Source organism: Zobellia galactanivorans, assembly GCF_000973105.1.
Lineage (GTDB): Bacteria > Bacteroidota > Bacteroidia > Flavobacteriales > Flavobacteriaceae > Zobellia > Zobellia galactanivorans.
This window is the reverse complement of sequence record NC_015844.1, coordinates 775601-791984: the sequence shown is the minus strand read 5'-3', so window position 1 is coordinate 791984 and position 16384 is coordinate 775601. Positions and strand designations below refer to the sequence as shown.

The window sequence follows — 16384 nt, the reverse complement described above, 5'->3', positions numbered from 1 at the left end:
CATGATTATAAAAAACAAGCTACTAGCGGCCCTATTCTTGGTGTTGGTCTATTGTCAAACGGCTTCCGCCCAGCAAGATGCCCAATACACTCAGTACATGTTCAATACGATGAGCGTTAACCCAGCCTACGCGGGCTCTAGGGGGCAGCTCAGCATCGCGGGCCTTTACAGGTCACAGTGGGTAGGTTTAGACGGTTCGCCCGAAACCTTTACCATTAACTTGCATTCTCCCATTCGAAATAGTAATGTGGGATACGGCCTGTCGGTAGTAAACGACAAAATAGGGGAAGGAACCGTTCAGGAAACGTATATAGACGGATTGATTTCTTATTCAATCGATGTTTCCCTTAAAGGAAAACTATCTTTTGGCCTAAAATTGGGGGGTAACATCCTGAACCTCGATTTTGAACAATTACGACAGCGACCAGGGTTTGAAGAAGCCGTAGGAACGGATAATATTGAAAACAAGTTTTCCCCGAACGTTGGTTTGGGTATGTATTATCACACCAATAAGTTTTATGCCGGTCTTTCCGCACCCAATTTATTGGAGGTAGAGCATTTTGATTCTGCCGATTCCGATGCCAATCAAATCGACTTTTTGGCAAAAGACCGTGTGAACTTCTATTTGATTACCGGTTACGTATTTGATTTGAACGATAACCTCATGTTCAAACCGGCCCTTTTGACAAAGGTCGTCGGTGGTGCACCTCTTCAGGTAGATGTGTCGGCCAACTTCCTCTTTGCGGAAAAGTTTTCCTTCGGAGCCGCTTACAGATGGGATGCCGCAGTAAGTGCCTTGGCAGGATTTCAGATATCTGACCAAATTATGTTAGGTTTGGCCTATGATAAAGAAACAACCGACTTTGGCAGTACACAATATAACTCAGGGTCTTTCGAAATTTTTCTAAGATGGGAATTGGTGAAATCCTTTGAAAAACTGGTTTCTCCTCGTTTCTTCTAAACCTTATATCTTATGATAAAAAAAATACACATTCTATTTGTTTTGGTCTTTTTGATGGGTGTTAGTGGTTTTGCCCAAGAAAAATTAATAACCAAAGCCAATGAAAAATATGACGAGTACTCCTTTAGTCCGGCTATCGACATTTACAAAAAAGTGCTCGATCGCGGATATGTTTCGGCAGACTTATTAAAGAAACTGGGGAACTCCTACTATTATAATGCAGATTACGAAGATGCTGCCAATACCTATAAAAGGCTGGTAGATGAATATCCTGACGAAACGGGTCCTGAGTATTACTTTAGGTATGCCCAAACCTTGAAGACTTTAGAAGATTATGAAACTTCCAAAGTAATAATGGCGAAGTTTCTAGAAGTCACTTCAGATGATGTTAGGGCCAATACCTACAAAAGCGAAGAAGACTATTTAAACGATATCAAGAAAAATTCCGGTAGGTACAACGTATTGCCATTTCAATACAATTCACCTTACTCCGAGTTTGCCCCGTCTTTTTACAAGAAGGGACTCATCTTTTCTTCGGATAGGGATACCGGTAACTTTGCGCGCTACCGTCACACCTGGAATTCAAAAGACTTCTTAGACCTTTACAAAGTTAATGCCGATAGTGCCTCCAATGGATTCGTAACCAAGTTGGGCGATCAACTTAATACGAGATTGCACGAGTCTACATCGGTAGTTACCAAAGATGGTCAAACACTTTATTTTACCCGTAACAATTATAAGGAAGGTAAATATGTAAAAGATGGTAATGGAATCATTCGTCTTAAGATCTTTAAGGCGGTTATGTCTGAAGAAGGGCTTTGGTCTAATATAGAAGAACTGCCTTTTAATAGCGATGATTATTCCATAGCGCATCCTACATTGAGCGCTGATGAAAAAACATTGTATTTTGCTTCCGATATGCCCGGCTCATTTGGGGAGTCCGATATTTTTAAGGTAGCCATAAATGAAGATGGAAGCTATGGAACGCCTGAAAATCTAGGGGACGTAATCAATACGGAAGCTAGGGAAACCTTTCCTTTTGTAACCAGTAAGGATATTTTATACTTCTCTTCCGATGGACATCCAGGACTGGGTGGTCTTGATATTTTTGCAACGAAGATAGACGATGGAAGGTTCGATGGCACCGTAATGAATGTAGGGGAGCCCGTTAATGGCCGAATGGACGATTTTACGTTCATCTTTGACGAAGATACCCGAGAAGGTTACTTCGCCTCAAACCGCTCGGAAGGTCAAGGAGCAGATGATATTTATGCTTTTCTTGAAACTAAACCACTACTTATCGACTGTGAACAAGCTGTATCTGGGGTCGTAAGGGATAAAATATCCAATGAGCCCTTGGTTGGGGCTTCTGTAAAGGTTATTGATGAAAATAACGAAGAAATTATGTCTGCCATCACCGATGCGGAAGGTAAATATAATTTGACCGTAGATTGTACCCAGGGCAATTTTGTAAGGGCAATGACCGAAGGTTATATACCTTCCGAAGAATACTTGGGAAAATCTGATGGAGCACCTAAAACTATCGATTTCTTCTTGGAAAGAAGCTCTATCAGTGCCGGATTTGGAGATGATTTGGCCAAGTTGTTACAACTTAGTACCATCTATTTTGACTTCGATAAGTACAATATTCGAAAAGATTCGGAGATAGAAGTGGAAAAAGTTATTGCGGCCATGGAGAAGTATTCGAGTTTAAGAATCAAGGTGAACTCGCATACCGATAGTAGGGGGAAAGATTCGTACAACCTATGGCTTTCCCAAAAGAGGGCAGAAGCTACGGTCAACTATATGATCAGTAAGGGTATTGCCAAAGAGCGACTGGAAGGCGAAGGTTTTGGGGAAACCAAACTCATAAACAAATGCGCCAATGGTGTAAAATGTTCCGATAAGGATCATGAGCTGAACCGACGTTCCGAATTTATCATTCTCGAATAGAACAATTAAATATACCAACTGTAAAAGGCCGCTATCCAATAGCGGCCTTTTTTGATGGATATTCCCGTGTTTTTATCATAAGGTAGTTGGTCGATAAAGGCCTTAATGTAGCTTCATGGGCCATGTTGAAAATCGACAGACACTGTAAAACTGGCCTCACGTGTTACCAATTCTTTACTTCACAACAATTTTGATAGTAGCGGGCTAGAGACCGGTATATTTGTTTGATTATTAGGTTGATTCGATTCTTTTTGGATGGTTTTGGCCCTTTACAGATATATTAAATGTTCCATAATAACATAAGGTACTTCTACATTTTTATAGCGATGTTGTTCTCGTTACAGCTGTTCGCGCAAGAAACCTATAGGGACAATTTTAGCAGTGTTTCTTACTCCAACAACAATGGTAGTTCCAACTTTAGTACGGATTGGATCGAAACAGGGGACACGAATGGTGGACCGGCAAGTCAGTATATTCGAATAAGTACTAACCGGCTCGAGCTTTATTATATTTGGTCGGAAACCATACGTCGATCGGCCAACTTAAATGGTGCGGCAACGGCAACCCTAAGTTTCACTTATGGAGCCATAAGCCTTACGGGAGGCGCGGCACTCGGCGTGGAGGTTTCCAATAATGGCGGGGCGTCTTATACAACAGTGGGGACGATTAGTGGAAATAATACTTCAGGGACCTTCAGTCGAGATATTTCAAGCTATATTTCGGCGACCACAACCATTCGATTGGCAAAATCTGGAACGAATTGGAGTAATAACGATTATGCCCTTATTGATAATTTTCTGATTACGGCAACTTTTCCGCCACCACTACCTGTAATTGAAATAGATGATGTTACGGTAGATGAAGATGCCGGTAATGCTACTTTCATCGTTAGACATACAGGGGCAAATGCCACGGCGCCATATACTTTAAATTATCGAACGGTAAATGGTTCCGCTATCGATGGTAGCGACTACACCTCTAGAACAGGTGTTTTGAACTTTAATGGATCTACAGGTGATACCGAAACCATAACTGTTCCTATTCTTGACGATGGAACTATGGAGAATCCCGAAAATTTTACGGTGGAATTTACCTTGTCATCCGATTCCCAGATAGACATTAGCGATACGGCTACGGCTACTATTATAGACGATGACGCCTTAATTATGACCAATGGGGGTAATGCTACCACATGTAGTGATACTTTTTTTGATCCGGGCGGACTTTCAAATTACGGCAATAACCAAGATATGACGTATACCATATGTCCGGATACGGCCGATACGTACATTAATATCAACTTTTCCAGTTTTGAAATCGTTTCCGGTGATGTTCTTTACATTTATGAAGGTTCGAATACGAGTGGAACGCTAATAGGGCAGTACGATAGTGCTAACGTTCCTACGAGTATTAACTCTTCCCATTCATCAGGATGCTTAACTTTTAGGTTTGTTTCCAATGGAAGCAATACGGGAGCTGGTTGGGAAGCTGAAATCAATTGTTTTCCAGACGGACCGATTATTGTAATTGACGATATTACTTTTGATGAAGATGTAGGTAATGCCGTATTTACGGTAAGGTCGACACGAGCGGCCCATGGAAGAAACATTTTCTTGTTTGGATTCGTAGAAGTTCCTTTTACGGTCGATTTTAGGACCGTGGACGGACTTGCCTTGGCAGGAAGCGATTATACCGCAAGCTCCGGCACATTGACTTTTACGGGAGAGCTGAACAATATTCAGACCATATCGGTGCCAATAGCCAATGATGGTGTACCCGAATATGCCGAGGATTTTGATATAGAGTTTACCGGAGCCAATGCTCAGTATGCCGTAGTGAACTATAATGAAAAAGGGAAAGGTACCATCAACTCACAAATCTTGGCAAATGACCCTTTGACCTTGTTTCAAGAATTTGATGGGTATTACGATTATACCACCACGGGAGGTACGTTGCGTACCAGTCCTAATGGGGCTAGTCCTTGTGCGGTTACTACATCGTCGTCCAATAGTTTGGTATCCCCTGTTCCGGCAACGGCGTCAGTAGAACGGGCTTATTTGTATTGGTCGCATTCTAGTACGGTACGGGATCCCGATGTAATCTTTGAAGGACAGAGTGTATCGGCTAATTTTTTGTATCAAACTTCGTTGGGTAACAGAAACTTTTTTGGGTATGTGAGTGATGTAACCACAATTGTTCAAGGTATATCTAATTTATCGGGCAACGTCTTCGATTTTAGTGGTCTTACGATTAATAATACGGGAGAATATTGTACTACAAGTACGGTGTTAGGGGGCTGGGCGCTAATGGTGTTTTATGAAGACCGTTCCTTGCCGGCCGTAAACATTAACTTATATCAAGGTTTTGACGGATTAAGTAATGACGGTAACTCATTTACCTTAGATTCGTTTTATGCCATTTCTGGCACTGGAGCTAAAGCTTCTTTCTTATCATGGGAAGGCGATCCGGATCTTAATGGTTCAAGTTCGGGTTCTACCAACCCGGAAGAACTGTCCATTACCAACCAGCGTAACCAAAACTTTATACTTACGGGCGATGGTGGCCAAACCGGTAATAACTCTTATAATTCTACAATTTACGATAACACTGTAGGGCCACCCGTTTATAATAATGCCAGTACCTATGGTGTAGATTTAGATACCTATGATATCTCCTCATTTATTCAAACTGCGGATAGTGAGGTAACGGCCAACGTAGATGTAGGTCAAGATTTTGTTATTTCCGCAGCTGTAGTCTTAAAAGTTCCATCAAATTTGATTGCAGGACGTGTTTTTGAGGATGTTAATTATCCTGGAGGTCCGGGTCGAAACCAATTGACTACGGGCGGGATAGGAATTTCGGGGGCAATCGTAGAACTCTTCGATTCCTCGGGCAACTTCATCCAAAGAAAAAATACCGAGGCGAACGGGAATTACTCGTTCGGGGGGATGGCCGATGGTGACTACTTTGTAAAAGTGGTAAGTTCGACGGTAAGGTCCACAAGGGACAATGGGGCCAATTGCTCGAATTGTTATCCGGTACAGACTTATAGGACCGAAGTCGTTTCTAGCAGTATTGTAGATGTCATTAATGAGGTTGGTGGGGCCGACCCAAAAGCAGGGCAAGATGTATCGCTAGGTGTTTTTAACAATGCACAGAGTATATCACCGGTTGAAGTGGCAGGTAATGGTGTCGTGGGAATCGATTTCGGCTTCAACTTCAATACCATTGTGAATACCAATGAAACCGGACAAGGTTCATTGACCCAATTTATTAAGAATTCCAATGGTATAGGTGAAGTAGGCTTAGATATTGAAGCTAATGGTCTATTTGATCCGGGAGCTGGTGAAGATACCTCAATTTTTATGATACCCACTACCGGAGATCCCTTGGGCAGAACGGCCGACACTAATTTTGCTAACGGATATTTCAATATTACCATGTCAAATCCCAATGAATTTCCTATTGTATCCGGTACGAATACGGTTATCGACGGTCGTACGCAAACGGCTTATTCGGGAAATACCAATGCGGGAACCGTAGGTTCCGGGGGAACAGGGGTTGGCGTTTCGAATACCATTTTACCTGATTTCGATAGACCTGAAATTGAACTTTATAGCGCAAATGGCGATGTCCTCCAATTGAATGGCACCAATGTGGAAGTACGTAATATTGCCGTTCGTGCGGGTGATAATGCCGGAGTAAAGGTTGAAGGTGGTTCGGCTACCGTATCGCATAACTTATTAGGAGTCAATGCCCTTGGTAATGCATCTGGTGATATTGATTATGGGGTAGAAGTTACAGGTGGTATAACGACCATAGAGGGCAACTACATTGCAAGAAACACTGATGAGGGTATTTTGGTCAACGGAGGAACGTCTACCGTTATTCAAAACAACCATATAACCGATAATGGAAGCAATGCGTGTTTTGATAATATAAAAGTAAGTGGGGGATCGGGTATTTTGATCCAACAGAATTTAATAGATAAGGCAGCTTCCTTAGGAATTGATGGCGAAGGAATTTCGGGTGGACTCACGATTACGGAAAATACAATAGTAAATTCAGGCCAAGACGGTGGTAAGTGTACCGGAGATGATGCCAATGCCGGCATTCGTCTCGATGGAAGCAATTCTACCCTGACCCAGAATATAATCGCTTCAAATGGAGGCGCCGGTGTTGTTCTTGGAGGGGGGAATACCTCGGGCAACCTAATTTCTAGAAACGCTATTTATGCGAATGGAACCGCTAGTCCGGCATTAGGTATCGATTTAGATGCATCCGACAGTATGGGAGATGGGGTCACTATTAACGATTCAGGTGATACCGATAATGGCCCTAATGGACTTCTAAATTTTCCGATAATCACTGGGGCTTATCTTTCCGGAACCAATCTTGTCATTGAAGGATGGTCAAGGCCAGGGGCAACTTTAGAACTGTTTGCAACCGACATTAATGAGGGGTCTGCCGCCATTGGAGATAATAAGTTGGGAATGACATACGATTATGGTGAAGGACAAATATATCTTGCCACTATGGTCGAAGGTGGCCCGATAGACACCGATTCACAGGTTACGACCTATACCGATGATGACAATAATACCGATAACACCAATAAGTTTAAGTTCAGTATACCTGCTCCGCCAGGTATTAGCCTAGGAAAATCGGTAACTACAACGGCTACCTTGGCCAATACTACTTCTGAGTTTTCTCCCCTAAGCATTGTTAAAGCGTATACCGTAATTACAAACCGTAGAATAACCTACCGGGTAAAGAAGAATTAACAGCTTGTTCTCGCTTTCGGTTAGGGATGGATCATTAATCTTTCAAAGTTGGTTTTCGATACTTTTTTGCGCCTTATTTTGGGGTCAAAAAAAGATGTAAATACAAACTATTTGATCCATTTTCAAGATTTATCGACCTCTGCAATACAGCGATATAATTGAACTTATCGACGAGTGGCACAGAAAATATATATATCGACACCTCATTTTTCCCTACGTATACATTAGTAATTAACACTTATACAACAATTATTTTCAGTTGGTAACACTAAGGTTAATTTTGTAAACGTAATTGGATCATTTTCAATGGGATTGCTTCGATTCACCCCAAAAACTGAATAGCTTAACCAAACAAGACAACAGGTTTTAATTCAAAAACCGAGTGGCATTTAGGATGTCTCTACATCCTCTTCACTATATCAAAATGCACGTAAAATGTGTAATGTCCAGAAAGGTGTTCAGCTTTTATTTTTTTTGAAAAAGAAACAGTTCACTATGTCTGTTGTCAGCTCGCATAGTAATCACAAAAAGTATTGGACGATACGATATTAAGCAAAGTGATGGTCATGAAAAAAATAAGTATAATCCTCGTTTTTTTAATCTCCGGATTAACATTTGCACAGACTACGGTCAATTTAGAAGACCAATGTAACTGTGAAGTGTTAAGCGGTGTCGATGTTACTGCACCGGGAGTGGCTACTCCTGCAGGAGCCGATCTCGGAGATATTTATGTGAATACCGATACCGGCACCATTTATTTTTGGGATGGCGATTCTTGGGAATTGACATCATCCGATGACCAACAGCTTCAGAGTTTTACTTTTGATAATGGAACAGGGGTACTTTCGCTAACCCTTGAAAACGGAGGTACGGCAACGGTGACTTTGCCTGTTGAGACTATTACGACCTTATCGGGAACGGCGCCCACAGGGAATGCCATAGGTGTTTACGAGAATGAGAATGGCGATATAGTAACCATTAACGAAACCATAACGGCTATAAGCGATGCTGGTGATGGCAATGTAACTTTTACAAACGAATCTGGAGCAACGGTAACAGTCGCCAAATCGGATATCACGGACTTAGGAGGTGGACTTTATAGGTTTACCAATGGCGACGGAACGGATGTGGATATCAACACGAACGGCATCGCCATAACCGATATTATCGCCGGTAATCTGATAGCTACTGTGACCGAGGCCGATGGAAGTGTCACCGAGATCGACGAGACGATAACGGATATCACGGGTACATCGACTACAGGAAACGAAATAGGTATTTACGAAAAGGAAGATGGTACTACCGTCTCTATCCAAGAGAGCATTGTACGTATCGAGGACCGTAACGACGGCAATATTACTTTGGTCGATGAGACCGGAACCGATGTAACAGTCGCCAAATCGGATATCACGGACTTAGGAGGTGGACTTTATCGGTTTACCAATGGCGACGGAACGGATATCGATATCAACACGAACGGCATCGCCATAACCGATATTATCGCCGGTAATCTGATAGCTACTGTGACCGAGGCCGATGGAAGTGTCACCGAGATCGACGAGACGATAACGGATATCACGGGTACATCGACTACAGGAAACGAAATAGGTATTTACGAAAAGGAAGATGGTACTACCGTCTCTATCCAAGAGAGCATTGTACGTATCGAGGACCGTAACGACGGCAATATTACTTTGGTCGATGAGACCGGAACCGATGTAACAGTCGCCAAATCGGATATCACGGACTTAGGAGGGGGACTTTATAGGTTTACCAATGGTGACGGAACGGATGTGGATATCAACACGAACGGCATCGCCATAACCGATGTTATCGCCGGTAATCTGATTGCCACGGTAACCGAGGCCGATGGTACTACCACGCAAATCGACGAAACGATTACTACTTTATCTACTGCTGATAACGTAAATTATGTGTATTCATCCGAAAACGGAACTACAACAAGTTTTGATGGTACCGATGATCAAGAAGCGACCGAGGTGAACTTAACAACACCTTTGGACGTTGATGGAGATAGTGTAGACGAAAATACGGTAGAAGAGGCTATTGCCGATTTAGCTGCGAATAGTAGTGATAACCAGAATTTGACCGGAGCCACTTTAAGTGGAACAAATCAATTACAGATTGAGATTGAAAGAGGGAGTTCAACAAGTGTCGATTTATCATCGCTTGTAGAAACCGTAATCGCCGGAACAGGTGCGATTTCAGTGTCGGATGATGGCGATGGAAATTATACGGTAAATTCAACAGATCCTGATGAGGATGCTACTAACGAACTTACTTTGTTGGGCAATGGAGCTCCGTCCGTAACCCCGAGCAATAGTGGGGTTACCTATGTCGATGAGGTAGCGGGACAATTATATGTTTATGATGGAAGTACATGGAATGCCGTAGGTGGAAATGCGAGTCCTGATTTAGATGGAGACCCCAATAACGAGATCCAAGATCTAGAGGATGTAATAGGGGAGGACCCAAGTGCTGGCAACCAGGCCATCACGAACTTGGCCGACCCAACCGCTCCACAGGACGCGGCCACTAAGGCCTATGTGGATGCCTTGGATACTGACGATGCCGATTCGGACCCGAACAACGAGATCCAAGATCTAGAGGATGTAATAGGGGAGGACCCAAGTGCTGGCAACCAGGCCATCACGAACTTGGCCGACCCAACCGCTCCACAGGACGCGGCCACTAAGGCCTATGTGGATGCCTTGGATACTGACGATGCCGATTCGGACCCGAACAACGAGATCCAAGATCTAGAGGATGTAATAGGGGAGGACCCAAGTGCTGGCAACCAGGCCATCACGAACTTGGCCGACCCAACCGCTCCACAGGACGCGGCCACTAAGGCCTATGTGGATGCCTTGGATACGGACGATGCCGATGCCGACCCTAACAACGAGATACAAGATCTAAGCCTTACGGGAAACATCCTAAAGGTCACGAATAATACAAGTGCCACGGATATTGATTTGTCCGCATACACGAATACGGATACGCAGGACCTGTCGATCGACGCTACGGGAAAAACGATTTCCTTGGTAGATGGCGGTTCGGTAACGGTCGATACGGACGATGCCGATTCGGACCCAAATAACGAGATCCAGGATGCTGCTGAAGTAGCTTTGGGAACTCCTTTTGACGTGGACGGGGATAGTGTAAACGAAACCAACGTACAGGAAGCTTTAGAGGATTTGGCGGCCAATAGTAGCGATGACCAACAGATCGGTAGCGCTGTGGCCACGGCCAATGAAACCGTGTCCATCAATTTGGAGCGTGGTGGTTCTACGACCATAAACATTCAGGATGCGGATGCCGATGCCACGAACGAAATCCAAGACGCTGCTGAAGTAGCTTTGGGAACTCCTTTTGACGTGGACGGGGATAGTGTGAACGAAACGAACGTACAGGAAGCTTTGGAGGATTTGGCCGCTAACAGTAGCGATGACCAGACCTTAAGTACTGATGGCAATCCGGGTAACGTAAGTATTTCCGAAGGGAATGCGATCAATCTAAATGTCGATGATGCGGATGCCGATGCCACGAACGAGATCCAGGATGCTGCTGAAGTAGCTTTGGGAACTCCATTTGACGTGGACGGGGATAGTGTAAACGAAACCAACGTACAGGAAGCTTTGGAGGATTTGGCGGCCAATAGTAGCGATGACCAACAGATCGGTAGCGCTGTGGCCACGGCCAATGAAACCGTGTCCATCAATTTGGAGCGTGGTGGTTCTACGACCATAAACATTCAGGATGCCGATGCGGACCCGAACAATGAGAACCAAACGGTTTCCTCGGGAACCGGTATAACGGTAAACCAAAGCGGACAAAATTTTGAAGTAGTGAATGCCGCACCCGATCAAACCGTGACCATCACTGATGGAGGTAGCGGAAATGTTGTGGTGAGCGGAACATATCCCGACCTGATCGTGGATGTGCCTTCCTTGGACGATGCGGATGCGGACCCTACCAATGAGCTGACATTATTAGGCAGCGGGGCCCCATCGGTTACGCCGAGCAATAGCGGTGTTACCTATGTCGATGAGGTAGCGGGACAATTATATGTTTATGATGGAAGTACATGGAATGCCGTAGGTGGAAACGCGACACTCGATTTGGACGGCGACCCTAACAACGAGATCCAAGATCTGAGCCTTACGGGAAACATCCTAAAGGTCACGAATAATACAAGTGCCACGGATATCGATTTGTCCTCATACACGAATACGGATACACAGGACCTGTCGATTGACGCTACGGGAAAAACGATTTCCTTGGTAGATGGCGGTTCGGTAACGGTCGATACGGACGATGCCGATGCTGATCCAAATAATGAGATACAAGATCTAAGCCTTACGGGGAACATCCTAAAGGTCACGAATAATACGGGTGCCACGGATATCGACTTGTCCGCATACACGAATACGGATACACAGGACCTGTCGATTGACGCTACGGGAAAAACGATTTCCTTGGTAGATGGCGGTTCGGTAACGGTCGATACGGATGATGCCGATGCGGACCCGAACAACGAGATCCAAGATCTAGAGGATGTAATAGGGGAGGACCCAAGTGCTGGCAACCAGGCCATCACGAACTTGGCCGACCCAACCGCTCCACAGGACGCGGCCACTAAGGCCTATGTGGATGCCTTGGATACTGACGATGCCGATGCTGATCCAAATAATGAGATACAAGATTTGAGCCTTACGGGAAATATCCTAAAGGTCACGAATAATACGGGTGCCACTGATATTGATTTGTCCCCATACACGAATACGGATACGCAGGACCTGTCGATTGACGCTACGGGAAAAACGATTTCCTTGGTAGATGGCGGTTCGGTAACGGTCGATACGGACGATGCCGATGCCGACCCAAATAACGAGATACAAGATTTGAGCCTTACGGGGAATATCCTAAAGGTCACGAATAATACAAGTGCCACGGATATCGATTTGTCCCCATACACGAATACGGATACGCAGGACCTGTCGATCGACGCTACGGGAAAAACGATTTCCTTGGTAGATGGCGGTTCGGTAACGGTCGATACGGATGATGCCGATGCGGACCCGAACAACGAGATCCAAGATCTAGAGGATGTAATAGGGGAGGACCCAAGTGCTGGCAACCAGGCCATCACGAACTTGGCCGACCCAACCGCTCCACAGGACGCGGCCACTAAGGCTTATGTCGATGCCTTGGATACGGACGATGCCGATGCCGACCCGAACAATGAGATCCAAGATCTGAGCCTTACGGGGAATATCCTAAAGGTCACGAATAATACAAGTGCCACGGATATCGATTTGTCCCCATACACGAATACGGATACGCAGGACCTGTCGATTGACGCTACGGGAAAAACGATTTCCTTGGTAGATGGCGGTTCGGTAACGGTCGATACGGATGATGCCGATGCCGACCCAAATAACGAGATACAAGATTTGAGCCTTACGGGAAACATCCTAAAGGTCACGAATAATACGGGTGCCACGGATATCGACTTGTCCGCATACACGAATACGGATACACAGGACCTGTCGATTGACGCTACGGGAAAAACGATTTCCTTGGTAGATGGCGGTTCGGTAACGGTCGATACGGATGATGCCGATGCTGATCCAAATAATGAGATACAAGATCTGAGCCTTACGGGGAATATCTTAAAGGTCACGAATAATACGGGTGCCACTGATATCGATTTGTCCGCATATACGAATACGGATACGCAGGACCTGTCGATTGACGCTACGGGAAAAACGATTTCCTTGGTAGATGGCGGTTCGGTAACGGTCGATACGGATGATGCCGATGCTGATCCAAATAATGAGATCCAAGATTTGAGCCTTACGGGGAATATCCTAAAGGTCACGAATAATGCAGGTGCCACGGATATCGATTTGTCCCCATACACGAATACGGATACACAGGACCTGTCGATCGACGCTACGGGAAAAACGATTTCCTTGGTAGATGGCGGTTCGGTAACGGTCGATACGGACGATGCCGATGCCGACCCGAACAACGAGATCCAAGATCTAAGCCTTACGGGAAACATCCTAAAGGTCACGAATAATACGGGTGCCACGGATATCGACTTGTCCGCATACACGAATACGGATACACAGGACCTGTCGATTGACGCTACGGGAAAAACGATTTCCTTGGTAGATGGCGGTTCGGTAACGGTCGATACGGATGATGCCGATGCTGATCCAAATAATGAGATACAAGATCTGAGCCTTACGGGGAATATCTTAAAGGTCACGAATAATACGGGTGCCACTGATATCGATTTGTCCCCATACACGAATACGGATACACAGGACCTGTCGATTGACGCTACGGGAAAAACGATTTCCTTGGTAGATGGCGGTTCGGTAACGGTCGATACGGACGATGCCGATGCGGACCCGAACAACGAGATCCAAGATCTAGAGGATGTAATAGGGGAGGACCCAAGTGCTGGCAACCAGGCCATCACGAACTTGGCCGACCCAATCGCTCCACAGGACGCGGCCACTAAGGCCTATGTGGATGCCTTGGATACGGACGATGCCGATGCTGATCCAAATAATGAGATCCAAGATTTGAGCCTTACGGGGAATATCCTAAAGGTCACGAATAATACAAGTGCCACGGATATCGATTTGTCCCCATACACGAATACGGATACGCAGGACCTGTCGATTGACGCTACGGGAAAAACGATTTCCTTGGTAGATGGCGGTTCGGTAACGGTCGATACGGATGATGCCGATGCCGACCCAAATAACGAGATACAAGATCTAAGCCTTACGGGAAACATCCTAAAGGTCACGAATAATACGGGTGCCACGGATATCGACTTGTCCTCATACACGAATACGGATACACAGGACCTGTCGATTGACGCTACGGGAAAAACGATTTCCTTGGTAGATGGCGGTTCGGTAACGGTCGATACGGATGATGCCGATGCGGACCCGAACAACGAAATCCAGACCTTGACCTCTACGGATGGCTCTGTGACCTTGAGCGAGACCGATGGGGACTATGATTTGGAGGTCAACTTTCCGGCCAATAACGATAACAGCGCGACCAACGAACTTACCGATTTAAGCTTGGCAAGTGATATTCTGACGTTGACAAACCCGGCTACTCCTGCGAACCAAGTAGATTTAAGTCCTTATTTAGACAACACCGATAATCAGAATATTGAAGACCTTGCAATTAATACAAGCTCGAATATACTTACTGTTGGTATTGAAAATGGTACAGCGCAAACCGTAGACTTATCACATTTGGACAATCCGGGAACGGACAACCAAAATATTCAAAACTTGACCTTTTCGGGAACAACGTTAACGGTAGGTATCGAAGGCGGTAGTTCTGATACCGTGAGTCTGGCCGCCCTGGCCGATAATCAAAGTATAAAAGGTTCCGGGCTATCGGGAACTACCCTGACCATTGGAATAGAAGATGGTAGTTCTGAGACGGTAAACTTATCGAGCCTGGCAAACACCGATAACCAACAGATCAGCCTATCGGGAAACATCATCACCTTGGCGAATGGCACCAGTGCGGATACTACGGTTGATCTTACCGATTTTAGGGATGATCAAAACTTGAGCAGTGCGGTAGTTGTACCCAATGAATCTGTTGAAATACAGATAAACGACGGTACCAATACGACCATAAGCATTGAGGATGCCGATGCCGATCCAACCAACGAATACAATACGGCTTTTGGGGTTGTAGGATCCAACCTAAGGTTAACCGATGGTGGTGGTAACTTAGATGTGCCATTGTCTAGCTTTTCCGATCACGATTGGTATGAAGTCGGGGGTACATCTGCTCCAGATGCCATTACCGATGATATTTTCACCGAGGGTAATGTTGCTATTGGAAAAACATCTATAACCAATAATAGGGCTTTAGACGTCGAGGGGAACATTGAGCTTAACGATTATCTGTTTATGAACGGTAAGGAGGTCTTAAGAGATTCCGATACTTGGTTGCGTATAAATCATAACAGTGGATTTACGAACGGAATCCTTACAAATTCTTATTTAAGGGTAGATAACAGGGTAACGATCAATGAAGGTGGTGGAGATTATGATTTCAGGGTAGAAGGTACGTCAGACACCCATTTATTATTTACTGATGGTCTGAGTAATGAAGTAGGTATCGGAACAAATTCACCGGATGCTAAGTTAGATGTAGAAGGTGGAACCGTACGTTTTTCTGATTATGGATCTAATGCTGTAACCGGTAATGCCACATCACTATTAGGTGTTGAGGCAGATGGTGACATTGTTGAAATAAATTCATTAAAGGCCTCAAAGGTTTTCTATCCTCCATCCATTGAAGTAGATGCTTCTACAAACGGTACGGGAAGAACCATAAACTTACACGATCAGTACATAGCTCAATTCGGTTCACCAATGGTAGCTAGTACTTCGGCACCGTCAGCTATTCCAACATATGCGAATAACGAATTGTATTACTATGTCACTTATTACGATACCGCCGTTTTTACCAATGTTTCGGTCGATGAATTTGGCGTCATGACCTATGATGTTATTGCCCAACCCGCAAGTTACAACTCATTGATAAACGTAGTTTTTGTTGTTAAATAATAAACAAGATAAGCAGTCGATTTGAAAGCGAA

4 protein-coding genes are annotated in these 16384 nt (G+C 44.7%); all 4 read left to right on the top strand.

Translation table 11 applies throughout. The features are described from left to right. The first annotated feature begins 1 nt into the window (after nucleotide 1). The 4 genes from ZOBGAL_RS02965 (at nucleotide 2) to ZOBGAL_RS02950 (ending at nucleotide 16352) form a co-directional block, all read left to right on the top strand. Complete coding sequence (locus tag ZOBGAL_RS02965) at nucleotides 2-961, top strand: PorP/SprF family type IX secretion system membrane protein (RefSeq protein ID WP_013992022.1); 960 nt, start codon at nucleotides 2-4, stop codon at nucleotides 959-961. 12 nt (nucleotides 962-973) lie between these two features. Next, on the top strand, nucleotides 974-2914 hold the full coding sequence (locus tag ZOBGAL_RS02960) for an OmpA family protein (protein WP_013992021.1): 1941 nt from the start codon (nucleotides 974-976) through the stop codon (nucleotides 2912-2914). Nucleotides 2915-3198: 284 nt separating this feature from the next. Then, on the top strand, nucleotides 3199-7698 hold the full coding sequence (locus tag ZOBGAL_RS02955) for a Calx-beta domain-containing protein (protein WP_013992019.1): 4500 nt from the start codon (nucleotides 3199-3201) through the stop codon (nucleotides 7696-7698). A gap of 566 nt (nucleotides 7699-8264) precedes the next feature. Further along, nucleotides 8265-16352, top strand: a complete 8088-nt coding sequence (locus ZOBGAL_RS02950) for a beta strand repeat-containing protein (RefSeq protein ID WP_013992017.1) — start codon at nucleotides 8265-8267, stop codon at nucleotides 16350-16352. Nucleotides 16353-16384 lie beyond the last annotated feature (32 nt).

Bases quoted from the DNA above. Each gene is read 5' to 3' on its own strand.
- ZOBGAL_RS02955 (WP_013992019.1), top strand. From the start codon at position 3,199: ATGTTCCATAATAACATAAGGTACTTCTACATTTTTATAGCGATGTTG.
- ZOBGAL_RS02965 (WP_013992022.1), top strand. From the start codon at position 2: ATGATTATAAAAAACAAGCTACTAGCGGCCCTATTCTTGGTGTTGGTC.
- ZOBGAL_RS02950 (WP_013992017.1), top strand. From the start codon at position 8,265: ATGAAAAAAATAAGTATAATCCTCGTTTTTTTAATCTCCGGATTAACA.
- ZOBGAL_RS02960 (WP_013992021.1), top strand. From the start codon at position 974: ATGATAAAAAAAATACACATTCTATTTGTTTTGGTCTTTTTGATGGGT.